Origin of the sequence: Rhizobium sp. SJZ105, from assembly GCF_007828365.1 — a bacterium.
GTDB classification, from domain to species: Bacteria; Pseudomonadota; Alphaproteobacteria; order Rhizobiales; family Rhizobiaceae; genus Agrobacterium; species Agrobacterium tumefaciens.
This window is the reverse complement of record NZ_VIUP01000001.1, coordinates 1,397,623-1,420,009: the sequence shown is the minus strand read 5'-3', so window position 1 is coordinate 1,420,009 and position 22,387 is coordinate 1,397,623. Positions and strand designations below refer to the sequence as shown.

Annotated in this window: 21 protein-coding genes; 10 read left to right on the top strand and 11 right to left on the bottom strand. The window is 59.2% G+C overall.

What is annotated here, in order from left to right; all coding sequences use genetic code 11:
- Positions 1–69: 69 nt before the first annotated feature.
- Complete coding sequence (locus FB593_RS07115) at positions 70–831, top strand: transporter substrate-binding domain-containing protein (RefSeq protein WP_019564339.1); 762 nt, start codon at positions 70–72, stop codon at positions 829–831.
- A gap of 40 nt (positions 832–871) precedes the next feature.
- Here FB593_RS07115 and uppX read toward each other — a convergent pair whose 3' ends face one another.
- The gene (gene uppX, locus FB593_RS07110; protein WP_321186269.1) at positions 872–2,098 is read right to left on the bottom strand and encodes a Wzx-type polysaccharide biosynthesis protein UppX; all 1,227 of its coding nucleotides are present in this window, start codon (positions 2,096–2,098) and stop codon (positions 872–874) included.
- A gap of 350 nt (positions 2,099–2,448) precedes the next feature.
- Between uppX and uppY the strand changes: the two genes are divergently transcribed.
- Positions 2,449–3,744, top strand: a complete 1,296-nt coding sequence (gene uppY / locus FB593_RS07105) for a Wzy-type polysaccharide biosynthesis protein UppY (protein ID WP_113292034.1) — start codon at positions 2,449–2,451, stop codon at positions 3,742–3,744.
- Positions 3,745–3,771: 27 nt separating this feature from the next.
- Complete coding sequence (locus tag FB593_RS07100; protein WP_080799448.1) at positions 3,772–4,524, top strand: polysaccharide deacetylase family protein; 753 nt, start codon at positions 3,772–3,774, stop codon at positions 4,522–4,524.
- A gap of 74 nt (positions 4,525–4,598) precedes the next feature.
- On the opposite strand, the gene FB593_RS07095 is transcribed toward FB593_RS07100, so the two are convergent.
- Both FB593_RS07095 and FB593_RS07090 read right to left on the bottom strand, forming a co-directional pair.
- The gene (locus FB593_RS07095) at positions 4,599–5,249 is read right to left on the bottom strand and encodes a helix-turn-helix transcriptional regulator (protein WP_145166409.1); all 651 of its coding nucleotides are present in this window, start codon (positions 5,247–5,249) and stop codon (positions 4,599–4,601) included.
- A gap of 111 nt (positions 5,250–5,360) precedes the next feature.
- On the bottom strand, positions 5,361–6,011 hold the full coding sequence (locus FB593_RS07090) for a response regulator (RefSeq protein ID WP_003514945.1): 651 nt from the start codon (positions 6,009–6,011) through the stop codon (positions 5,361–5,363).
- 244 nt (positions 6,012–6,255) lie between these two features.
- Between FB593_RS07090 and FB593_RS07085 the strand changes: the two genes are divergently transcribed.
- Complete coding sequence (locus FB593_RS07085; RefSeq protein WP_003514946.1) at positions 6,256–6,609, top strand: DUF952 domain-containing protein; 354 nt, start codon at positions 6,256–6,258, stop codon at positions 6,607–6,609.
- Positions 6,609–7,700, top strand: a complete 1,092-nt coding sequence (locus tag FB593_RS07080; RefSeq protein WP_003514947.1) for a quinone-dependent dihydroorotate dehydrogenase — start codon at positions 6,609–6,611, stop codon at positions 7,698–7,700. The genes FB593_RS07085 and FB593_RS07080 overlap by 1 nt, the downstream gene beginning before the upstream one ends.
- A gap of 125 nt (positions 7,701–7,825) precedes the next feature.
- Here the strand turns inward: FB593_RS07080 and FB593_RS07075 are convergent, their stop codons facing one another.
- A complete protein-coding gene (locus FB593_RS07075) occupies positions 7,826–8,323 on the bottom strand; it encodes a CAP domain-containing protein (RefSeq protein ID WP_013635432.1) in 498 nt (165 codons plus the stop codon).
- A gap of 1 nt (position 8,324) precedes the next feature.
- Positions 8,325–8,591, bottom strand: coding sequence for a DUF6460 domain-containing protein (locus FB593_RS07070; protein ID WP_003514949.1), 267 nt, complete (start codon positions 8,589–8,591; stop codon positions 8,325–8,327).
- A gap of 168 nt (positions 8,592–8,759) precedes the next feature.
- Between FB593_RS07070 and FB593_RS07065 the strand changes: the two genes are divergently transcribed.
- The 3 genes from FB593_RS07065 to FB593_RS07055 all read left to right on the top strand — a co-directional run bounded on the left by FB593_RS07065 (position 8,760) and on the right by FB593_RS07055 (position 11,162).
- Positions 8,760–9,701, top strand: coding sequence for a class I SAM-dependent DNA methyltransferase (locus FB593_RS07065; RefSeq protein WP_162690611.1), 942 nt, complete (start codon positions 8,760–8,762; stop codon positions 9,699–9,701).
- A gap of 134 nt (positions 9,702–9,835) precedes the next feature.
- Positions 9,836–10,447 carry a YitT family protein gene (locus FB593_RS07060; RefSeq protein ID WP_025592410.1) on the top strand — a complete coding sequence of 204 codons (612 nt, stop codon included), beginning with the start codon at positions 9,836–9,838 and terminating at the stop codon, positions 10,445–10,447.
- A 73-nt stretch (positions 10,448–10,520) separates the two neighbouring features.
- Complete coding sequence (locus tag FB593_RS07055; protein WP_003514952.1) at positions 10,521–11,162, top strand: YitT family protein; 642 nt, start codon at positions 10,521–10,523, stop codon at positions 11,160–11,162.
- 26 nt (positions 11,163–11,188) lie between these two features.
- On the opposite strand, the gene FB593_RS07050 is transcribed toward FB593_RS07055, so the two are convergent.
- Positions 11,189–11,650 (bottom strand): carboxymuconolactone decarboxylase family protein, encoded by a 462-nt coding sequence (locus FB593_RS07050; protein WP_065658364.1) that lies wholly within the window; start codon positions 11,648–11,650, stop codon positions 11,189–11,191.
- 101 nt (positions 11,651–11,751) lie between these two features.
- Complete coding sequence (locus FB593_RS07045) at positions 11,752–12,255, bottom strand: RrF2 family transcriptional regulator (protein WP_013635435.1); 504 nt, start codon at positions 12,253–12,255, stop codon at positions 11,752–11,754.
- A 50-nt stretch (positions 12,256–12,305) separates the two neighbouring features.
- Here FB593_RS07045 and FB593_RS07040 point away from each other — a divergent pair, with 50 nt between their 5' ends.
- Together FB593_RS07040 and pdeM are read left to right on the top strand one after the other, a co-directional pair.
- Positions 12,306–14,897, top strand: coding sequence for a ligase-associated DNA damage response DEXH box helicase (locus FB593_RS07040; protein ID WP_321186259.1), 2,592 nt, complete (start codon positions 12,306–12,308; stop codon positions 14,895–14,897).
- 34 nt (positions 14,898–14,931) lie between these two features.
- Positions 14,932–15,660, top strand: coding sequence for a ligase-associated DNA damage response endonuclease PdeM (gene pdeM, locus FB593_RS07035; RefSeq protein ID WP_025592414.1), 729 nt, complete (start codon positions 14,932–14,934; stop codon positions 15,658–15,660).
- Positions 15,661–15,678: 18 nt separating this feature from the next.
- Here the strand turns inward: pdeM and FB593_RS07030 are convergent, their stop codons facing one another.
- The 4 genes from FB593_RS07030 to podJ form a co-directional block, all read right to left on the bottom strand.
- A complete protein-coding gene (locus FB593_RS07030) occupies positions 15,679–16,116 on the bottom strand; it encodes a universal stress protein (protein WP_003514961.1) in 438 nt (145 codons plus the stop codon).
- Positions 16,117–16,276: 160 nt separating this feature from the next.
- A complete protein-coding gene (locus tag FB593_RS07025; RefSeq protein WP_013635439.1) occupies positions 16,277–17,101 on the bottom strand; it encodes a TIGR02186 family protein in 825 nt (274 codons plus the stop codon).
- Positions 17,098–18,024, bottom strand: a complete 927-nt coding sequence (locus FB593_RS07020; RefSeq protein WP_003514964.1) for a sulfite exporter TauE/SafE family protein — start codon at positions 18,022–18,024, stop codon at positions 17,098–17,100. Before FB593_RS07020 ends, FB593_RS07025 begins: the two co-directional genes overlap by 4 nt.
- A gap of 263 nt (positions 18,025–18,287) precedes the next feature.
- Entirely contained in the window at positions 18,288–22,061 is a 3,774-nt protein-coding gene (podJ, locus tag FB593_RS07015) for a cell division protein PodJ (protein ID WP_145166408.1), read from the bottom strand.
- Positions 22,062–22,387: the final 326 nt, after the last annotated feature.

Below are 22,387 nucleotides of genomic sequence, written 5' to 3'. Positions count from 1 at the left end.
GCTATCGCTTTACAATTCGGTGGTAATTTGGGAGAACTTCACGCGGAAGGTCTCTCGGACAGAAACCGCATGCCGGTGCTGTTTGATGCGCAGGAGCGGTTTCCGGGTGGCGATCTGTCCTCCGTGCCCCGGATCAGGTTTTTGATGTCGGTCGATTTCCCACCCTTCAATTTTACCGATCAGGAAGGCCGGCTTGCCGGTTTTCATGTCGATCTGGTGCGCGAAATCTGCGCCCAGCTGAAGGTTGAGAGCAAATGCCAGGTGCAGGCACTGCCGTTTGACGAGCTGGAGGCAGCGCTGGAAATGGGAGAGGGCGAAGCGGTGATTTCCGGCATTGCCACCACCGCCGATCTGCGAAAGAGTTTCACCTTCTCGCGACCCTATCTGCTGTTGCCCGCGCGTCTTGCCGTCAACAAGGCGGCGAAATTCACTGGCTCCGGCGCAGATGCCCTGTCGGGAAAGAAGGTGGGTGTGGTCACGGGCTCGCGGCACGAACAGATGCTCAAGGCATTTTTTCCCAAAGCCTCGGCCGAAGGCTTTAATGGTTACGAACCCATGTATGAGGCGTTGAAGACGGGCAAGGTGGACGCGGTTTTTGCGGATGGGCTGCGCCTGCCTTTCTGGGTTTCGGGAAGCGCGTCCGGTGCTTGCTGTGCGCTTTTCGGCGGACCTTATTTATCCGACAGATTTCTTGGCGAAGGCCTTTCCATCATGGCAGTTGATCCGGACGATGTGCTTGTACCGGCCTTTGATCAGGCGCTTGCCGCACTTTCGCGCAATGGCCGGCTGGAAGAAATCTACCGGCGTTATTTCCCCTACGGGCTTTATTAGAGAAATCCGGTTTCACTCGGATCGGGGCCCGGATGACGTTCTATTTGGCGGGCGCAAAGGCTTCTTCGTTGCGGCGCAATCGCAAAAGAGCGATCCAAACGGCGGCGGCGATGGCGGCTTCCACGAAGAAATAGCTGCCGATCGTTCCCGAAATGCTGAAGGACCAGGTGAGGAAGGCGACGATAACGGAGCCGATGAGATTGCCGCTGTTCCATATCTTGGCGCGGATATCCTGCCGTCCGGATGCGCCAAGCGCCTCAAGCGCGGTCGCCGCAACGGCCATCGGCAGCACGACCCAGCAAAGGATACGGGTGATGATCGGCAGCGAGACGTATTCGTCGCCGAACAGTAGCGGCAGGAAGGGTGCGATGATGAAGATGACCAGCGCGCTGCCGACTGCGATGACAAGCGCTGCCTTCAGCACATTATAAGCGCGCTCTATAGTCTTTCCGATACCCTGCAGGGCGGCTGAGGCCGACCCCGGATAGATCAGCCGGTTGAGAGCCTCGACGGAGAGGTAGGAGCTGTCGAGAATTCGCCGGGCAATGGAGTAGCTGCCCAGAACCTCGGCGCTGGCAACGGCACCGAGAACGAGAATATCGGCATTGCCACGCACGGCCTTGAACAGGAATTGGGTGGAAAACAGGATGCCGATGCGGATTTCATCGCGAACGATCCGGAAAATCGGCCGACCGAGCCTGCCGATCGCCTTCAGCGAAATCACTGCCGCAATCGTATGGGCAGCCAGGTTCCACAGGGCCCAGGCCTCCACCGTCTCCACCTTGAAGATGAGACAGGCGACCACGGCGGCAATTGTGCGGGCAACGGCGAACATCACTTCCAGCTTGTTGGCCGAGGCGAAGTCGGAATGGGCGATGAAGCTTTGGGTGGAAAGTGAAATGACTTTCAAAAGGATGAGGTTCGTGACCAGGATCACGAAAGTGGTGATGAGGGTATGCAGCAATGTTTCCGACGTCGGGAAAAACACCGGGATCGTGACCATGCCGATGATGGTCAACACAATACCGGTAGCGGCGCTCAAGAGATAGCTGTGGCCGAGCATCACGGGAAACATGCTGCGATCCTGCGCCACGCGGCGGATCAGCGATTCCTGCGAACCGAAACCACAAATCTGTACGCCGAGATTGGTCACGGCCGTGATCGAGGCATAGAGCGCGAATTGTTCCACGCCGAGATGGCGGGCAAGCAGGGCGAAGGTCAAAAGCTGGGCGGCGCTGGACATCAAAAGCGCCCCGCCGGATGCCATATAGGTCAATCCCAGTCTGACTAGATGGCTGAACCGCGGCGTATTCAACGACACCTTATTCTCCGTGCTTTCCGGCGTCGCCGGGCGAATTCAAGATAACTGCCGTGTTTTTAAAATTGATGAACTGAAAAACCCGGCAAGGGGGCAATAATTCGAAGGCCGTCGACCTCTATGAAGGGCAGTTGCCCAGTCTTAGCCTTCTTGAGGTAAGAGAGGGTTAAAGCAATTGTATAATAATGATGATAATGACTGTTATGGTTATTTGGACATGGCCCGGTTTCAAAAAGGGTTTCGTTGTTCGTCACAAGGCAGGCCAATGATCCGATTATCCTTTTTCGATGTGGCCGACGATGCCGCCTTTTACTGATACGCAGTCCATTCCTGTACAAAGCAACAGCATGTCGCTTACGGGCGGCCGTCGCGACGCGATTTTTTTCGTCGTCACGATGCTTTATATCTGGATTTCCGTTGCGCCTTTCGAAAATCTTGCGGCTGCACCCGTGCCGCACGCCGCCGCAAACCAGCTGACCGGGCTGGTGATTGCGCTGATGCTGGGTGTTTTTGCCCTGCGTCATCGGCTGACGGGGCTTTTGTTGCGGCCGCGTCTGCCCATTCTGCTGTTGTTTTCCTGGCTGGTGATTTGTTCGGTGCTTGGCTCCCAGCCTGGCACTTCGCTGCAACGTTTGCTCTTTACGGGCCTTCTGTGCTTCATCACCAGTGTCCTCGTCGTCATGCCGCGCGACAGGCGGCAGTTCGACCGGATGATGGCCATCTTCGCCGTCATCCTGCTGGCGCTCTGCTACTTCGGGGTGATCTTCCTGCGCTCGCGCTCGATCCACCAGCCCTACGATCTCGATGAAACGGCGCTCGCCGGCGATTGGCGCGGCATCTTCAATCACAAGAATGCCGCCGCTCCGGCCATGATCATTCTCGTCATGATCGGGCTTTACCTGCGCAATAGCTGGTCGACGGTTGGCGGCATTGTCATCACGCTTCTGGCAGGGTTCTTCCTCTGGAAAACCAACGGGAAAACCGCAGCAATGCTGTTGCCCGTCACTGTTGCGCTGGTCTGGGTCATGGAAAGACATGCCGGTCGGACATTGCTGATGATCGGAGGTCTTCTGGCTTTCCTCAACATCCTCGCGGTCGGCTCCACCTATTTTCCGAGCATACGGCATGTGGTCGATAGTCTGGGGATCGATTCCACCTTTACCGGCCGAACGGATATATGGCGCCTGTCCTTCGACACGTTTGCGCAATCGCCGATCTTCGGGCAGGGTTTTCAGGCATTCTGGACGAGTGACCGGCTTCTGGCGCAGGCCGATACTGCCGGCACCTGGGCGGTCACCGCCTTCCATGCCCATAACGGCTTTGTCGAAAGCCTGCTGAATGGCGGCCTGCCGGCCTTTGTTCTCATCGTCATATGGCTCGTCATCATACCCGCAAACGATTTTCATATAGCTGTGAACAAGGGTACCGATCCGGCATTAACGCGGCTTTTTGCAAGAATTTGGGTGTATGCACTGCTTTCTTCGTGTCTTGAGAGTAATTTCTTTACCGGAACCGGGCCTATCTGGTCTTCTCTACTGATTGCAATCTATTGTTTGAGGCATCAGGCTTACGACATACTTGAGCAGGGGCAGTAATTTGCAGACAGGCCGGGGGGCTTATGCATGACACAAAAAATCGGGACATTTGCAGACAGGATCAATAACCGGCTGGTGCAGTACTTTCCAGGACCGGCGTCGCTGATCAAAACGTCCGAACCAATCGTCTCCTTCACATTCGATGATGTGCCGGCGACCGCCTGGACAAAGGGCGCGCGCATTCTGGAAAGCGAGGGTGTTCGCGGGACATTTTATCTCGCAGGTACTTTTATCGACAAGCACTATGAACAGCAGGACATGATTTCAACCGAAGGCTGTTCGGAACTTGCAGCGGCCGGCCACGAGCTTGCCTGCCATACTTTTTCCCATCGCAAACTCTCGAGCTTTTCACGGCGCGGGCTTGAAGAAGATCTTGATCACAACGAAACCGTGCTGGGATCGTTCGCCGAAAACCGAGGCAGGCGGAATTTCTCCGTTCCTTTCGGCATGGCCTCGCCCGTCATGCAGCCCCTGTTACGACGAAGGTTCAAGACCGCTCGCGGCATCATGCCTGGCATCAACCGGGGCAGCATCGATCCGTACAATCTTGCCGGGGTGGAGTTGCGCGCGGACCAAAACTATCTCGATGCCGCCGATCGTTGGCTCGAGGATGTTTTGCAAAATGGCGGCTGGCTCATCATTTTCACCCATGATGTTTCGCAGACGCCGAGCTTTTACGGTTGCCCGGAAGACAAACTTCAGAGCCTTGTCCGCAGGGCAGCTTCCGGCGGTGCGAAGATCATGACGGTTGATGCCGCGGCAACGTCACTCGGTCTGTAAAGGGATAGTATCGACGCCTGCTCTCTGAGTTGTGCCCGGGCAAGTAGGACGCCTGTCTTCGCAATGGCGGGTGTCTATTGGCTGGCCCAGATGATGCGGGCGATCCATTCCACATCGGCCATGTCGAAACTGCGGTTCGGATGTTCGGGATTGAGCGAAAGAAGCTCGATATTCTTGGGGCTTTGCCGCGCCAGCACCTTGGCCATCACTTCGCCGTCTCGGCTTTTCAGCACCACGCGGTCGCCGCGCCGCACCTGCGCGCCCGGCTCCACGATCAGGATATCGCCGTCGCGGTAAAGCGGCATCATGCTTTCGCCCTGTACTTCCAGCGCGTAGACGCCCTGCTTGCGTTCGGGAGAAGAGGGGAACTCCACCACATCCCAGCCTTGACCGGCCGGAAAACCGCCATCGTCGAAAAAGCCGCCGGAGCCCGCCTGCGCAAAACCGAGCAGGGGGATGGCATTGTCCGCACCGGAAGGCTGCATTGTCTGCGTCCTGCCGAAAGCATAACCAAAAAACTGGTCGACGCTTGCCCCCGTCGCCTCCAGCACCTTGGATACCGATTCCGTCGAAGGCCAGCGTTTGCGGCCATCCGGGCCGAAACGTTTCGATTTGTTGAACGAGGTGGGATCGAGACCGGCACGCTTCGCCAAGGCCGAAGGCGTCAGCTGGTGACGTTCGGCAAGCGTATCGATGGCGCTCCAGATCGTCTCGTGTGAAAGCATGATGAAAGCCCGCAGGTGGAGCCCGTGGCGGAAAAGCTCCTGTCGTTTACTCCGCGGAATCTAGACCATATCCCGTCAGGAGTAAAGAAAAGAAAGGAATAAAATCCTCGATTATGCCACCATGGCCGATGTGTTTATCTTGCTGAGCTGTATCACCGCCTGTGTACGGCTATCGACCTTAAGCTTCAACAGAATAGCGGAGACATGCGCCTTGATGGTGGCTTCCGAAACATTCAGCGCATAGGCGATCTGCTTGTTCAGCAGGCCTTCGGCCAGCATGCCCAGAACCCGGCTCTGTTGCGGCGTCAGCGTTCTGAGCCGGCCGATGAGATCAGCCACGTCAGGATCATGCTCCTTTTCGCCCTGACAGCTTGCCGGTATCCACACATCGCCTTCAAGAACCGCGCGAATGCCATCCCTGATATCGTCGATGCCCGAGGATTTGGAAATAAAACCGGAAGCGCCGAGTTCGATGGACCGGCGAACAGTGGTCGCGTCGTCCGTTGCCGAAACGATGACGATGGGCAGGCTGGAAAATTCCGCCCGCAGCGCCATCAGGCCCGAAAATCCGCTGACACCCGGCATGGCGAGGTCCAGAAGCATCAGATCGGCGTCGTTGCATGCCGTCGCGGCACTTCTGGCAGCCTCGAAATCCCCGGCTTCCATGATTGTCTGCTGCCCGTCGAGACCGGATACGGCCTGTTTGAGGGCACCGCGAAAAAGCGGGTGGTCGTCTGCGATGATAATGACAAGTTCCGACATTCTGGCCCCCTCCCAAGGGCGTTATGCGGTTCTTTGAAAGGTATGGCGCACTCCCGTTTGCCGGCAGTCTAGACTGCTTCCGGCTCCTCTGCTGAAAGGTTGCTCTAATCGGTTGCGTATTACAAGAAAAAGCTTGGGAACAGCCGTCGCGCCAATAAAAATGCCGTGGAAACTGTGGACAATCGACCCGCTTTGCGGCAAACCGCCCAGACTGAAAAGCCTTGGAAAGCCTTCGGAGAGCCCCATGCACGAAACGCCCGCGATCATTTATAAAATCGTGCCGGAGACGTTGTGGAATGCAGCCAGGGCACAAGGCGTCTTCGAAGGCGCCGCCATCGATCTGACGGATGGGTTCATTCATTTTTCAACGGCAAAGCAGGCGGCCGAGACTGCCGCCCGGCATTTTTCCGGCCAGACCGACCTGCTTCTGATCGCTGTTGATGGTGCAGCACTTGGCGACAAGCTGGTTTATGAACCCTCGAGAGGCGGCGATCTTTTCCCCCATCTCTATGCGTCTCTTCCCTTGACCGCCGTGCTTTGGGAAACGCCGCTTTCACTTGGCCACGATGGCCAGCACCAGTTTCCGGAGATTTTGTGATGAGCGGATTATTTTCCTCAATCGGCCGCAAGGGCCTGTTTCTTGTCGATCCGGAAAAGGCACATGGTCTGTCCGTGGCGGCGCTGAAAAGCGGCTTTCTGCCCACCTGCATGGTGCCGCACGATCCGCGTCTGCAGCAGACCGTTGCAGGCCTCGTTTTCCCCAATCCGCTCGGCATGGCGGCGGGTTACGACAAGAATGCGGAAGTCCCGGGACCGCTTCTGAGGCTCGGTTTCGGCTTTACTGAAATCGGCACCGTCACGCCGCGTGGGCAATCCGGCAATCCCAAACCGCGCATCTTCCGTCTGGTTGAGGATGAAGGCGTCATCAACCGCCTCGGTTTCAACAATGAAGGCCATGCCGCAGCGCTGGAGCGCCTGAAGCAGGCGCAGCTACGTGGCATCGTCGGCGTCAATATCGGTGCCAACAAAGACAGCGAAGACCGCATCGCCGATTACGTGCAGGGCATAGAGGCCTTTTATTCGGTCGCATCCTATTTCACCGTCAACATCTCTTCGCCCAATACGCCGGGTCTGCGTGACTTGCAGGCGCGCGAAAGCCTCGCGGCACTTCTTGGCGCCGTGCTGGAGCGCCGCAGGGCAGAAGCCGAACGCTTCAGCAAACGCATTCCGATCTTCCTGAAGATCGCGCCCGATCTGACCGAGGAAGGGCTGGATGACGTGGCGGAAGAGGCGCTGGCCCATGATCTCGATGGCCTGATCGTCTCCAACACCACGCTCTCGCGTGAAGGCCTGCGGCCCGGTCCGCATAAGGGTGAGGCGGGTGGACTGTCCGGCAAGCCGCTATTCGAGCTTTCGACCACTGTTCTCGCCAAGATGCGCCGGCGCGTCGGCAGCAATCTGCCCATCATCGGCGTGGGTGGCGTTTCTTCGCCGGAAACGGCATTGGAAAAGGTAAGGGCAGGGGCCGATCTGGTTCAGCTCTATTCCTGCATGGTCTATGAAGGCCCCGGCCTGCCGTCGTCCATCGTCAAAGGCCTGTCGAAGCTGGTCTCTCGCGAAGGTGTGCAGTCCATTCGTGACCTACGCGACAGCACGGTCGACCGCTGGGCCGACCGCAAGCTTGGATGACGATGACCTGAACGGTCGAGACGCTGCGTCGGTTAAGATAAGTGCTTATCGTGGCGGTGTTATCTCCTGCCTCATCCCTGTGACAGGGACAGGAATGAGGGTGGAGGGGGCCGCCCCCCGTTATCTCACGCGCAGAGCACCATCGCCCAATAGGGCCGGTTGCGGCTTGCGGCATCATAGGCAACCGCGACGCCAAGGCCATTATATGGTCCGAGCATGTTTTCGAGATGATGTTTCGAGCCGATCCAGGCCTTGACGACACGCTCCACGCTGTCCTGCCCGGCCGCCACGTTTTCCGCTGCTGGTAGCGGCACATTGCCGTCCTTCATGCGGATGAGGAAACTGTCGGTCAGGCCGATCAGATGCGCCATCTTCTGCGCCTTGACCATGCGTCCGGCCTGATAAGCGGCCGCACCACTTGCCGCACTACTGAAGGAGAGTGGCGAAAGCCCTTTCGAGCGGCGCAACTCGTTGACCATTGGAAGCGCTGCCGCGGTCTCATCGCGGGTGCCTGACGGCATGCCCTTGTTTGTAGGCACGGAAACACAGGCGGAAAGAACGGAACCGGCGGAAATCAGCACGAAGCCGCGCCGCGTAAGCGTCTGGAAAGATGTGTCGGTCATGTCAGCGGCGATAGCTCAGGAGGCGCAGGATGATGAAAATGGGTATGACGATCGTCGCGCCAAGGATCAGATAGTCGCCGATTGCGCCAAGCGCGTGGAAACCGCTGCGCCACAGATCGACCACGAAGTCGCGTGCGCCATAGATGATATTCCATGGCGTCAATCCGAAGATCGCCATCAGAAAGCCGACGAGCAATGAAACCACCAGCAGCTTCACCACGGTGCGGGCCACCGTATCACCCAGCATTTTGTTGACCTCACCGGCCATCAGCAAGTCTCCTGTTTTGTCCTGACATATGAAGCACGCTGCTTCGATGCAAGTTTCGGTGCACTATATCGCGTCATATTCGCAATTCCATGAGTGCGCCATGAAATAGGACTTGAGTTTTTTTATGGCTTGATAAATGACAGCCGACATCTTCTCAGGAAATCTTGAATGGCCCCAAACCAGTTTTCTTCCGGTGACGTCATTGCCGACCGCCGGGCGGACTATGCCCGCATGTTGGCGGAGAGCGGTGATTATCCCGCCGCCGCCGAACTCATGGAGCAGGCGCTTGAACTTGCGCCACGGTGGACGGCGGGCTGGTTTCGCTTCGGGGAATATCATGAAAAGGCGGGGGAAACGGACAAAGCCGTGGCGGCTTACGAAAAAGTCGCCGAACTGGATACGGAAGGGCTGTTTGCAGCCGAACTGAAACTCGCGGTTCTCGGCGCCGCGGACACACCGGAGCAGCCGCCGAGCCGTTATGTAGAAGGGCTGTTCGACGATTATGCCGACCGTTTCGAAACGTCGCTCGTCGAGAAACTGGATTACAGCGTACCGCAGAAGCTGGCGGAACTGATCGGCAAGGCGGCGGGAGGCGGCGTCTTCGACACCATTGTCGATATCGGCTGCGGCACCGGCCTTCTCGGCGTTGAAATCCGCTCCCTGGCGAAGCGGCTGGAAGGTTTCGACATTTCCCAGAACATGCTCGCCAAGGCGGAGGAAAAGGGACTTTACGACCATCTCGGCCAGGCCGATCTATCGCTGGAAGCTGACGCCTCGGGACTGTTCGCGTCGGCAATGCCGCACCACCGCGCGGACCTCGTCGCCGCCGCCGACGTGATGATGTATCTCGGCAGTCTCGAAACCGTCATGCCCCTCGTTTCGGCCCTGCTTGAGCCCTCCGGCTTCTTCGCCTTTTCGGTGGAGGACGCAGGGGATGAAGATGGTTTCGTGCTGCGGGAATCGCTGCGTTACGCACATTCGAAAAGCTATGTGAGCGGCCTTCTTGAGCGGGCGGGCTATTCTCTTATCGAAATCCGCAAAACCACCATTCGCAAGGATGCCGGAAAACCCCTTTCCGGCATTCTTTTTCTTGCCCGCGCCAAAGCCTGAACATTTCGTTTCTTGCCTTTTTCACGATAGGTCAGTCGTCCTTACGTATCCATCTTGATCGCGTGTTTGTTGCAGTGCAAAATGCGCGGAAACCTGAGGGAAAAAGCGTGAGCAGAACGAGAAGCGTTTACAGCATGTGGAGTTCGGATCCGGCCAAACATGCGCCGGTGGAAGACGTGCAGGGCATCGTTACCGGAGCTATCGTATCGGCGCTCGGTTTTTATCTGCTGAACAAGGTCGGCCTTTTGACCGGTGGCACCGCCGGCGTCGCCTTCCTCATTCACTATGCCTTCGGCATCAGCTTCGGCCTCCTGTTCTTCCTCGTCAATCTGCCCTTCTATTACCTCTCGTTCCGCCGCCTCGGTCTTGCCTTTTCCATCAAGACCTTCATTGCCATCGGTCTTGTTTCGGTGCTGACGGAAGTGGAAGCGCGCTGGATGGTCATTGACAGCATCAACCCGCTCTGGGCGGCGCTGCTCGGTGGCCTGCTCCTCGGTTACGGGTTGCTGGCGCTTTATCGCCATCGCGCCAGCCTCGGCGGCATCGGCATTCTGGCCATCTATATTCAGGACCGCTTCGGCATCCGCGCCGGCCTGATCCAGCTTGCCTTCGATGCATTCGTGATGCTCTGCGCCTTCCTCGTCATCGATCCGGCCACCGTTATTTATTCGATTGTCGGCGCTTTCGTCCTCAACATGTTTCTCGCCATCAACCACCGCTCGGACAGATACATCGTTGTGCGCTGAATAAAGTACGCTTGAAATCTCTCGCGCTTGGGCGCAATAGCTCGATCAAGGCCGGAAAATCAGGGGAACAGGCATGGGCGATACGACTACGCGAAAGCGCGTGAATATCTGGGCTTCCGCGCCCGATCGCCATTCGCTGCTGGAAGATGCCCAGGGCGTTCTGGCGGGCAGCATGCTGGTCTCGCTCGGCGTGACGCTGCTTTCCGCTGCGGGCCTCCTCACCGGGGGTGTGGTGGGTATTGCCTTTCTGGTGCACTATTCGATCGGCTTCAGCTTCGGCGCGGTGTTCTTCCTCGTCAATCTGCCGTTTTATTATCTCGCCTTCCGCCGTCTCGGCCTTGCCTTCACGGTCAAGACCTTTTGCGCCATTGCCATGACGGCGCTGCTTTCGGAATATATGCCGGGCTTCTTCGCGTTCGAAAGCATCAATCCCGTGGCGGCCGCCCTTTTCGGCGGGTTGACGGTCGCGGCAGGCATGCTGGCACTGTTCCGCCATCGCACCAGCCTCGGCGGCTTCGGCATATTGGCGCTTTATCTCCAGGACCGTTTTGGCTGGCGCGCCGGTCTCGTCCAGCTCGCCTTCGATGGCATGGTGCTGGCCTGCTCATTCTTCGTGGCGACACCCTTCGTCATCCTCTGCTCCATCCTCGGCGCGCTGGTCATGAACCTCGCGCTCGCCATCAATCATAGAAACGACCGCTACATCGCCATGTAACGGTCGTCCGGTGCAGGTAAAGCGGATCAGGCTGCTTTTGCTGCCGCTTCGACCGGGTGCTGCGAACGGAAGCCGACGGCGATGCGGTTCCAGGTGTTGATGGCACCGATGGCAACGGTGATCTTCACGATGTCCTCATCGGAGAAATGCGCCTTCAGGGCCTCGAAGGCGTCATCCGGAGCGCCGGTTTCGGCAATCTTCGTCACCGCATCCACCCAGCCGAGCAACGCCCGTTCCTGTTCGGTATATACCGGGGATTCCCGCCAAACGCTCATCAGGTTGATCCACTGTTCGGAAAGACCGTCGTGACGGCTTTCCTTCACATGCATGTCCACACAGAACGCGCAGCCATTGATGATTGATGCGCGCAGCTTGATGAGATGAACGAAGCGGCGCTCGAGGCCGCTGCTCTGGACGTAGGTTTCGAGCGCCATCACGGCTTTGAAGGCTTCGGGGGATGCCTTGGCATAGTTCAAACGGGTTTTCATGTGTCTCTCTCCATTCGTGGTTCAGTTTGAGGGGCATGTGTCATCGTTCCGGGAAGCTGCGGAGCTCTCCGGTATTTCAGATGGTTGGGTCTTTTTAGGTTCTAGCGCGTCGCCGTCCTGCGCTCGTTCAGCTCCAGAAAGGCGCAGCCGCGTGCCGCAATGCCGCCGTCGTCAGTGGCGGCAAGGTCGCCCAGAATGTCGGCAATGCTGGTTTTAGCGAGTTCCGCCCGATAGGCTTTCTCCGCCTTCAGCATCGCGGCGTTGATGCCGCAGGGCTTGGTGAAATAACGTCCCGGCAAGGGGTTCGGCCCGCGCTGGCGAATTTCCGCGCAGCGAAAGGCAGGCTGTGGTCCCTCCACGGCCAGAACAATATCAAGCAGGGTAATCTTGTCGGTTGTCCGGGCCAGACGATAACCGCCCTTCGGCCCCGGTACAGTGGAAACTATTCCGGCACCGGAAAGCAATTGCAGGTGCTTCAAGAGATAACTCGTGGAAACGCCATGGAATTCTGCCAGCGCCGCCGCCGAAAGCACGCCGCCTTCGGAAAGTCCCGCTAACATGCCTACGCTGTGAATGGCCTGTTCAACGCCGTCGCCGAGTTTCATCCGATTTGCTCACGTTTGGTTTGCTTTAGTATCATGGATATTATTTATCCATGATTATGCATTCCTGTCAAGCGGCTCTGTTCCGCTCTTCTTTTTTCAAGGTTTCTCACTACCTTGAAGGCGTGAAACACGCTGAGTCTCCCAATTCCGGCACGCATGTCGGCACCTTGCCCCCTTCATTCCAGAAATGGTTTGCCGAAAAAGGGTGGTCCCCGCGCGCGCATCAATTGGAGCTGATGGCTCGGGCGCGTGGCGGCGAAAACATGCTGCTGATTGCACCGACGGGTGCCGGCAAAACGCTGGGCGGCTTCATGGCGTCGCTCACCGATCTTGCTGAACGCGGCAAGGTGCCGCCGGGCTCCGCCTTTGTCGGCGTGCACACGCTTTACATCTCGCCGCTCAAGGCACTTGCGGTGGATATCGAACGCAATCTCACCAAGCCTGTCACGGAAATGGGCCTGCCGATCTTAATCGAAACCCGCACCGGCGATACGCCGCAGGCAAAACGCCAGCGCCAGAAGGTCAAACCGCCCGATATTCTCCTGACGACGCCGGAACAGGTGTCGCTGCTGCTTGCCAACAAGGAAGCCGAGCGCTTTTTCCGCGACCTGAAATATGTGGTGCTGGATGAGCTGCACTCGCTCGTCACCTCCAAGCGTGGCCATCTGCTGTCGCTCGCGCTCGCGCGGGTGCGCAGGCACGCGCCGCATGTCCGCTTCATTGGCCTTTCCGCCACGGTGGCGGAGCCGATGGATTTGCGCCGTTACCTGGCACCGCAGGGGCAGGGAGAACCGCCCGCAGGTCTTATAACAGTGGAAGGCGGAGCCAAGCCAAACATCGCCATTCTGCAGACGGAGGAGCGTATTCCATGGTCCGGCCATTCCGCGCGCTACGCCATGAAGGATTTGTATCCCGCTCTGAAGGCGCACCAGACGACGCTCATCTTCGTTAACACCCGCTCGCAGGCGGAACGGATTTTTCAGGAACTCTGGAATGTAAACGACGATAATCTTCCGATCGCCTTGCATCACGGTTCGCTGGATGCCGGACAGCGCCGCCGGGTGGAGGCCGCGATGGCTGAAAACAAATTGCGCGCGGTCGTCGCCACCTCCACGCTCGATCTCGGCATAGACTGGGGCGATGTCGATCTCGTCGTGCATGTCGGCGCGCCAAAGGGGGCGAGCCGCCTTGCCCAACGCATCGGCCGCGCCAATCACCGCATGGATGAGCCGTCAAAGGCAATCCTCGTTCCCGCCAACCGTTTCGAGGTGATGGAGTGCCGGGCCGCACTCGATGCGAACTATATCGGCGCGCAGGATACGCCCCCCATCGCGCAAGGCGCACTGGATGTTCTTGCCCAGCATGTGCTCGGTATGGCCTGCGCCGAACCTTTCGATGCGGATGATCTCTATCGTGAAGTGACCAGCGCTTCACCCTATGCTGATCTACCGCGTTCTACCTTCGACCGCGTCGTGGATTTTACCGCTACCGGTGGATACGCACTGCGCACCTATGAACGTTACGCCCGCATCCGCCAGATGAAGGACGGCCGCTGGCGTGTCTCCAATCCGGCGGTCGCGCAGCAATATCGCCTCAACCTCGGCACCATCGTCGAGGCTGCGGAACTCAATGTCCGCATGGTCAAGCGCAATGCCAAGGGCTCGGTCGGACGCGGTGGCATGTCGCTCGGCAAGGTCGAGGAATATTTCCTCGAGCAGCTGGTGCAGGGCGATACCTTCCTGTTTGCCGGCAAGGTTCTGCGCTTCGAAGGCATCCGGGAGAATGAATGCCTGGTGTCGCAGGCCTTTTCGATGGACCCGAAGATACCCTCCTATGCCGGCGGCAAGTTTCCGCTTTCCACCTACCTTGCGGACCAGGTGCGCTCCATGCTGTCCGATCCCGCCCGCTGGCAGTCGCTGCCGGATCAGGTGCGCGACTGGCTGGCAATCCAGAAGGAAAAATCGATCATTCCCAAGCGCGACGAGCTGCTGGTCGAGACATTTCCCTTCCGCAAACGCTTCTTCATGGTCATGTATCCTTTTGAAGGGCGTCTGGCTCACCAGACCCTCGGCATGCTTCTGACACGGCGGCTGGAACGGGCGGGCGCAAAGCCCATGGGCTTCGTTGCCACCGATTATTCGCTCGCCATCTGGGCCATGGAGGATATTGGCAGGCGGCTGAAATCCCGCCGCCTGTCGTTGGCGGAACTTCTCGACGAGGACATGCTGGGCGACGATCTCGAGGCGTGGCTGGACGAATCCTTCATGCTGAAGCGGACCTTCCGCAACTGTGCCGTCATTTCAGGCCTCATCGAACGCCGCCATCCCGGAAAGGAAAAGACGGGCCGTCAGGTCACGGTCTCCGCCGATCTTATTTATGACGTTCTTCGCAGCCATGAGCCGGATCATATTCTGCTGGAGGCAACCAGACGTGATGCGGCGGCGGGACTTTTGGACATTGGCCGTCTTGGCGATATGCTGAAGCGAATCAAGGGTCACACCACCCATCGTGCACTGGAGCACGTCTCGCCGCTTGCCGTTCCCGTCATGCTGGAAATCGGCCGCGAGACGGTGGCGGGCGAGGCGATGGATCAGGTGCTGGCCGAGGCCGCAGACGAGCTTATCGCCGAAGCCATGTCCTGAGGCATCAAACTGGAATGAAGGAACGACCACAAAAGTGCTGAGCCGACTGACATTGAGCGACAGGTTTTCCAATGGCTTCGAATGCCTTGGCAGTGAAACTGCCATCAACGGCGTCGCCGCCTGGTGTGACCCGTTGGGTGGGCTTTACCTGCCCGATCTATCGCTGCTGGTTGTCTCGGACCTGCATCTGGAAAAAGGTGCGGCCTTTGCCCGGCGCGGGCGCATGCTGCCGCCTTACGACACGATCGCTACCCTCAAAATCCTGTCTTCCCTTGTCAGCCGTTACGATCCGAAGATCGTCGTCAGCCTCGGCGACAATTTCCACGATCGGGTCGGGTCCGAGCATCTGCCGCTTATGCTGCGCGAACTGATCCGCGAGATGGCCCGTGGCCGTGACTGGATATGGATCAACGGCAATCACGATCCGGATGGCACGGTCGATCTGCCGGGGTCTTCGGTAGATGAGATGTTTTACGGCAATCTCGTTTTCCGCCACGAGCCTAAGGTAGGAGATGCCGCGGGTGAAATCGCAGGCCATCTGCATCCCTCCGCCACTGTTCGCCGTCGCGAAAAAACGGTGCGGCGCCCCTGTTTCGCCACCGATGGTTCCCGCCTGTTGATGCCGGCCTTCGGAGTGATGAGCGGCGGACTGGATTTGCGACACAAGGCCATGCGCGGTCTCTTTGACCACGCTGCACTCGTCGCGCATCTGATGGGGCGGGACCGCATCTATTCGGTACGGTTTTCAAATCTGCTCGGCTGAGCGCATCGCTTCGCCCGTCTATTGGCGGTATACCAGCACCGGTATCTTCGAGTTTTTCAGCACCTTGGCCGTAACGCTGCCGACAAGCATCTCGACGAAGCTTCTGCGCCGGTGTGAAGCCATGGCGATGAGGTCGCAGCCGGTCCTGTTGGCGATTTCGACAATCGCCTCATCCGGCCGTCCCGCCCGCGCCAGCAGGGCTTCGCAATCCAGCCCCATCGATGCGGCGTGCGCCTGCGTATCTCTCAGAAAATGCTCCGCCTCCTCGCAACGGTGGAATTCCTCTTCGGCAATGGCGGCAATGTCCTCGACATCGCTGGCAATCACGTGAAAGGGTTCGGACACCGTTACGACGGTCACCTTTGCGCCTGCCTCTCTGGCGAGAGCGAACCCTTGGTCGATTGCGATCTGCGCCAGCGGCGAGCCATCGGTGGGAATGAGAATGTGCTTGAACATGACATTTCTCCTTTTCATCCCGGTCACAACCGCACTTGCCGCCATAAGCTGCGTACGTGGTTGTAACGTCTTGAATTTTACCGCAAACCATTGAAGGAAGCGAACGCTATCTTTTACGCCGAAGGCGAAAGACGCGCTCTTTTACGGGAATGAAAAACACTTAGTCCTTGCGGAAAATAATACTGGCACTCCAGCCCGTGACGACGGCGAGGAGAACGCACAGCGCGCCATAGGCAAGCGGTGTCTGATGCGCGGCATCGGTTATTGCCTGTTCCATGCCGGTCTTGACGACGCGCAGTTTCAGCTCGCGCTGGGCAATGAAGTTGCCGCTCTTGAAGAGATAGGCACGGGCCGTATGCACGCCGTTCGGGACGTTGGCGGGCAGGCGCAGGGTTGCCCAGAACAGGCCGGTGCGTTCAAGCCGCACGCCGGTCGTGTCGTTGCGATAGATGCCGCTTGAAAGCCGCAGGCGCCGATAGGCCTCCTGAAAATCGAAGACATTGTCGGGCACGCCGGAAAACACCGCACTTTTGAGCGACAGATGTTCGACACCCAGCCCCATTGCCCGCAAGGTGCCAGGCGAAGCGACGGCGCTGATATCGCGCGTGCTGGCCATGGAATAGGATTCCGGTAGCGGCGTGAAGGTGATGGCGCTTGTATTGATCCAGATACCGGCCACGCGCTCCTTCTTGCGCACCGTCATGTAGTCGCTGGGGCCTTCGAGGGTGACGACGATATCATATTGGCCGATAGCGAGCAGTAACTGGTCGGTGTTGTTAAGAGCGCCGAAAAGCGTGAAATCCGCCCCGCGAAAATCGGAGGTGATCGGAATCTCCGTCGTCGATGCGCCGATTTCGATATTTTCCTGCAAGGACCGCTGCTGTGTGCCGGGAGGCAGGGCAAGCGGCGGTGTCTGCGCCGAAGCGGTAAAGGCAAGGCAGGAACCGATAAGCAGAAAGGCGCAAAGCAGCAGGCGGTGGGTCAATAACCTAACCCTCCGACGGCGACCGAAAACAGGTCTTCGGGGCGAACAACCAGTGCCACGGCAAGGCGAAGGGCGACTGCAAGCACCAGAAGCGCCAAAAGCGCGCGCAGCTGTTCGCCGCGCAGTTTCTGCCCGACGCGCACGCCATATTGCGCGCCGATGACGCCCGCGACCATCAGGATGAAGGCCAGCACCACATCGACGGAATAGTTCGTCGCGGCCTGAACGATGGTCGTATAGGCGGTAACGAAAATGATCTGGAACAGCGAGGTCCCGACAACGACGTTGGTCGGAATACGCAGAAGATAAATCATGGCCGGCACCATGATGAAGCCGCCGCCGACACCCATGATCGAGGTCAGGATGCCGATACCGAAACCCAGCGTGACGACGGGAATGATGCTGAGATAGATCTTCGACTTCTTGAACCGCATTTTCAGCGGCAGGCGGTGAACCCAGTTGTGATGGCCGGGGCGGCGCAGCGTCACCGTCTCATTACGGGCAGCACGGCGCAGGGCGGAAATGCTCTCCTTCAGCATCAAGGTGCCGACAGTGCCGAGCAGGATGACGTAAAGCAGCGAAACGATGAGATCGAGCTGGCCGATGCTGCGCAGGAAGGAGAATATCCACACGCCCACCGTAGCGCCCACAAGGCCGCCGACCAGCAGGACGCTCCCAAGCTTCACATCCAGCGTTCCGCGCCGGAAGTGCGTGATCGAGCCGGAGACGGAAGAGGCCACCACCTGGTTTGCGCCCGTCGCCACAGCCACTACGGGCGGAATATTGTAAAAAATCAACAAGGGGGTGATGAGAAAACCGCCCCCCACGCCGAACATGCCGGAAAGAAAACCGACGGCCGCGCCCATGCCGAGAATGATGAAAATGTTCACCGACAGTTCTGCAATCGGCAGATAGACAGTCACGGCTCGGACCTCGGGCAAATGGTTCCGGGCGGCAGGGCTTGTCCGGGTGTGGGGCCGCGCCGCGATTTACATTTTCTGTCTGAAAAGACCGGGCATGCCCAGCCTTCATCCGTCATGCCCGCGAGGGTCCGACGTGTCAACATTCAACGGTAAATACGTTGATAATTTGGAAAGATAGCGATCAGGCGTGGGAGCAGCGCCACATTCCGGCGCCAAACTGCGGGGAAGCGGCCGGTGAGGCCGCCTCGTCCGTTGCGAAACGGTTATTTGTTGCGGGCGAGCAGCGCTGTCACCAGCTCGTTGGTGATGCGCCCGTCGGGTGTCTGGCCAACGGATTTCTGGAAATCCTTGATGGCGGTAACCGTGTTCTTGCCAAGCTTGCCGTCGGGCTGGCCGGCATCGAAACCGTTCTTGTTCAGGATCGCCTGAATGTTGCGGATAGCCTTTTCCATGTCCACGGAGGCAGTCTTCACGCCGTCCTTGCCAGCCCATTCCTCGGGCGGGTTGACACTGTTGGCGTCTTCCGAAAGCGGCTTGACCTTCCACGCGTCGGCTTTCGCACGTGCGCTCTGAAGCTGCTGCGGGTTCATCGCTCCCGCAACCTCGTCACGCTTCTGGGCAGCGTCCGTGTCGCCATCCTTGGCCGCAATGGAGAACCACTTGTAGGATTCCTCGATATCCTGCTTCACGCCGCTTCCGCGCGCGTAGAGAATGGCAAGGTTGAACTGGCTGTCGCGGACGCCGAGTTCGGAAGCCTTGATGAACCATTGCGCGGCGGTGGTGAAATCCGGCTGGCCGGCCGCATCGGAGGCGAGCAGGACAGCGAGATTGTGCATGGCGCCTGCATTGCCCTGTTCTGCTGCCAGCGTGTAATAGCGCTTCGCTTCGGAAAGGTTGCGCTCGACGCCATTCGCCTTCTCGTAAAGGTTGGCGAGACGATATTGTGCGGGAGCAAGGCCGCGATCCGCAGCCAGCTTGTACCATTTGGCTGCTTCCGTGCGATCGGCGGCAAGGCCGCGACCTTCGGTGTAGCGTGCTGCAATCTCGTACAGCGCCTGTGTGTCGCCTTTCGCTGCGGCTTCCGCCAGCGATGCTGGCTCGATACCGGCGGGAACCGCGATCGCGCCCTGGGCGGCGGCAGCCGTGGTGGCGGCCTGCACCGGTGCCTGCGGCTCACTCTGTGCGACAGTGCCTGATGTCGCCGCATCCACAGCGGGCGCATCGGCAACAGGCGGTTCATTGGCAAGCGGCGCGCCGCCAATGGTACGCGGATCGATGGTGTTTTCCGATTGTGCTGCGTTTTCGATGCTGTCGGCGGATGCCGCCTCCTGCGGATCGATAGCCAGTTCGGACGGAATGGTCACGGCCTTGTCGCCGGTCTCGGGAAGTGCGGAGACCGGGGCATCGCCCATCTTCTCTTCGATGACCGGTGCCGGGGCTTCCGCGCCGCCCATCATCGTCTTGACGAGCGGCATGGCCATCATCGCAAGAAGAATGGCGCCGATGCCGAGCAGCAGCGGGCGACGATAACGTGAAAGCGCCGAAGCGTCGGGCTTGCGATTTTTCTTGCCGGTTTCAAGCTTCTCCGGGGAGGTTTCCATGGCGGCAGCCTGCGCTGCGCGACGGGCGGCGGCGATGAAATCCGTGCGGCCTTCTGCGTCCGCCGCCTTGCCGCTGGAAGCGACCTGGCTGGCGCGCACCCGTTCCAGTATTTTCTTGATGTCAGGCGCGCCCGAGCCGGGCTCCAGAAGTTCGTTCTCCTGGCCCGCGGGCAGCACGTCGATCGGATCGAGCGAAGGGGCGGGTTCCACCTGCGTGCGGGTGGTGGTTGCCGATACGGGTTCTTCTGCCGATTTGGCGGTCTTCGCCGTGCCGGTTTTGAAACGCTTGGTCAGGCCGGCAAGCAGGCTCTTTTTCTCTGCTTTTGCGGGTTTTGCAGCGGCGGGCGGCACGATTGCCATCGCATCCGCGCCGTTTTCGCCGGCATCGCGCGTGTCTTCGAGAATAAGCTGTTCTTCGGTGATGTAGCCCTCTTGCGGGAAGATGGCGGCCGGCATGGCCACGTCTTCGCGGGCGGGCGTAATCATATGCTGCGCGACGTTGCGTGGCGCTGCCTCTTCGCGATAGGCGGGAGCGGGTGCGCGATTATCAAGGCTGTCCAGTCGACCGGCAATCTGCACCAGCGTCTCGTGCAGCGCCTCGAAGGTGCGGTGCGTGCGTTCTTCCGTGTTGCGGCTCAGTGCCTCGAGGCTGCGCAGATCGGTGGCAAGATCGGTCAGCATCGTCATATCGGCGAGGTTTGCGCCGGAGGAGACATTGTTGCGCGTAAAGGCGTCCAGAACGGCCTCGGCCGCCTGTCGAGCCGCTTCGATGATATACTCATCGTTGGACGCCATGTAGTCCTCGATCGCCGACATGCGGGCATCGAGTTCCGGCGACATGCCCGCCGGCTGGTGATGACCCGGCTGGCTGATTAGCGAGGAGAGATGGGCGATCTGATTTTCGAGGCTGAGCAAAGCGCCGCTGTCGGCGGGTGCGGCATGGGCGGTCTCGTCCAGACGGGCCGCGATATCGCCAAGCCGTTCTTCCAGGCGCGAAAAAGTGCCTTCGTTGAAACCAGCAACGGGCTGCGGCTGGCTGTAGCGATAGTCAAGGTCTTCGATGCGCCGGGAAAGCGTGTCGAGCCGTTCCGCCAGGCCGTCATTGACAGTGCCGTGATCCAGCGCGTCGATCTTGCGGGAAATGTCGCTGAGAAACGATGTCAGTTCCGCCTGCTGTGAGGGGCGCTGCGAACGCTCCAGAAGCAGGGAAAGCTGGTCCAGTCGCTCGTGCAGCTGTGCCGCGTCGCGCGCCGTGCTCAATTCGTCGATCTTGGCGGCCAGCGTTTCGAGACGGGCGGTGAGATCCACAGCAGGATCGGGCTTTGCGGCGGCAATACGATTGATATCACCGAGCTGTTCGGCAAGGCCGTTCAGGCGGGTTTCCAGCCGCTGTGCCAGTGCGTTGTCGGTGGCCTGTGCATTGTTGGAGCGGGCGCCAGTAGCGGCAATGGCGCGGCTGATTTCATCCAGTCGTTGGTCCAGACCGGAAAACTGTTCGGTAAAGGCAGCCTCGTTCGGCTGCATATGCTTGCCGAGCTGCTCCACCGCGCTTGCGATGGTGATCAGCTTTTCCTCAAGCACGCGCACGGCGGGATTGTTGCTCATGCCGCCGAGCTGGGTCTTGATGTCGTCGAGACGATAGGCGAGCGAGACGATTTCATCCTGCAGCGAGGCCGTGTCGAAGCCGCGCAACGTGTCTTCCACGGTGTTCCAGCGGCTTTCGATCCGATGTACGCTGTCTTCACGCGCAAGCTGATCGATGGTGAGGCGCAGGTCATCGAATTCATTGCGCAGCCCGTAGGCATCGGGAGAGGCCAGATTGCCGAGCTGGTCGATGCTGCCGGCAAGCCTTGCAATATCGTCGCGCAGGTCGCCGATGAACTGCTGGTCTTCCGCGATCGCGCGAATGTTTCGGATTTCGGCTCGCAGCCCTTGCGCTTCGCGCGCCACGCCTTCTGAAATATCGTGCTTCAGCTCATGCCGCAGGTTGACGAGCGCCTGCGCGATCTCCTGCAAGGCCGCGTCGTTTCGCTGCTGCTCCTGATAGGGCGGGATGGAGCGCGCGCGCGGGGCGGGGTTGGCCGTCGCGTTCTGCACGTCGTTCGGCCGGTATTCAGGCGCAAGCGGTCTGGTAATGGTTCGTTCCGGGCGCGCAACGGGCTCCTGCGGGCGCTGGAAGCTTGCCTCAAGCAGGCGCTGGCGCTGGCGGATTTCGTTGACCGGGTCGAGTTGCGGCGGGGTGACGGTGGCGCGTGGCTCGCGCGGCGCGGCATGGGCCTCGTTTTTCGGCTCAGCTGTCGTGGCGCGGGGGTCGCGCGGAAATTTCTGGCTCATCAGCCCTTCGATGCGGGCTTCAAGGCCTTCAATGGTGCGATTGAGAGCATCAAGAGACGACCTGTCGCTCGGGCTTTGGTTTTTCGATCGCAATCCGTTCATCTTCTCGCTCGCTTCGCTTCCGTCCGGCGTGCCCGGTGTTTGTTGCAACGGCTACCCGCCTGATAATGCCGTCGCACAACATGCAGCAATTCTAGAGCCGGTATTTGCCCCCATGGAGGAAAATGCTTCGATTGACGAAGCAGTTACCTCGTGTCGGAGAATTCACGAAACGTGGTAAAGAAGTGGTTAACTATGGTTGGAATTTTTTAACTTTTGCGGCGCGTAACGCTTTCGCGTGGGGCTGGCCGAGCATTGCGCGGAAAAAGGGCCATGACATTCGACCGGAATTTATTTGACGTTTACGCGCACGTCAAATATTGTCATCC

Excerpts from the sequence above, each read along its gene's own strand:
- FB593_RS07115 (WP_019564339.1), top strand. The coding sequence starts at position 70 with ATGCCGGTGCTGTTTGATGCGCAGGAGCGGTTTCCGGGTGGCGATCTG.
- uppX (WP_321186269.1), bottom strand. The coding sequence starts at position 2,098 with ATGGCATCCGGCGGGGCGCTTTTGATGTCCAGCGCCGCCCAGCTTTTG.
- uppY (WP_113292034.1), top strand. The coding sequence starts at position 2,449 with ATGCCGCCTTTTACTGATACGCAGTCCATTCCTGTACAAAGCAACAGC.
- FB593_RS07100 (WP_080799448.1), top strand. The coding sequence starts at position 3,772 with ATGACACAAAAAATCGGGACATTTGCAGACAGGATCAATAACCGGCTG.
- FB593_RS07095 (WP_145166409.1), bottom strand. The coding sequence starts at position 5,249 with ATGCTTTCACACGAGACGATCTGGAGCGCCATCGATACGCTTGCCGAA.
- FB593_RS07090 (WP_003514945.1), bottom strand. The coding sequence starts at position 6,011 with ATGTCGGAACTTGTCATTATCATCGCAGACGACCACCCGCTTTTTCGC.
- FB593_RS07085 (WP_003514946.1), top strand. The coding sequence starts at position 6,256 with ATGCACGAAACGCCCGCGATCATTTATAAAATCGTGCCGGAGACGTTG.
- FB593_RS07080 (WP_003514947.1), top strand. The coding sequence starts at position 6,609 with ATGAGCGGATTATTTTCCTCAATCGGCCGCAAGGGCCTGTTTCTTGTC.
- FB593_RS07075 (WP_013635432.1), bottom strand. The coding sequence starts at position 8,323 with ATGACCGACACATCTTTCCAGACGCTTACGCGGCGCGGCTTCGTGCTG.
- FB593_RS07070 (WP_003514949.1), bottom strand. The coding sequence starts at position 8,591 with ATGGCCGGTGAGGTCAACAAAATGCTGGGTGATACGGTGGCCCGCACC.
- FB593_RS07065 (WP_162690611.1), top strand. The coding sequence starts at position 8,760 with ATGGCCCCAAACCAGTTTTCTTCCGGTGACGTCATTGCCGACCGCCGG.
- FB593_RS07060 (WP_025592410.1), top strand. The coding sequence starts at position 9,836 with ATGTGGAGTTCGGATCCGGCCAAACATGCGCCGGTGGAAGACGTGCAG.
- FB593_RS07055 (WP_003514952.1), top strand. The coding sequence starts at position 10,521 with ATGGGCGATACGACTACGCGAAAGCGCGTGAATATCTGGGCTTCCGCG.
- FB593_RS07050 (WP_065658364.1), bottom strand. The coding sequence starts at position 11,650 with ATGAAAACCCGTTTGAACTATGCCAAGGCATCCCCCGAAGCCTTCAAA.
- FB593_RS07045 (WP_013635435.1), bottom strand. The coding sequence starts at position 12,255 with ATGAAACTCGGCGACGGCGTTGAACAGGCCATTCACAGCGTAGGCATG.
- FB593_RS07040 (WP_321186259.1), top strand. The coding sequence starts at position 12,306 with ATGATTATGCATTCCTGTCAAGCGGCTCTGTTCCGCTCTTCTTTTTTC.
- FB593_RS07030 (WP_003514961.1), bottom strand. The coding sequence starts at position 16,116 with ATGTTCAAGCACATTCTCATTCCCACCGATGGCTCGCCGCTGGCGCAG.
- podJ (WP_145166408.1), bottom strand. The coding sequence starts at position 22,061 with ATGAACGGATTGCGATCGAAAAACCAAAGCCCGAGCGACAGGTCGTCT.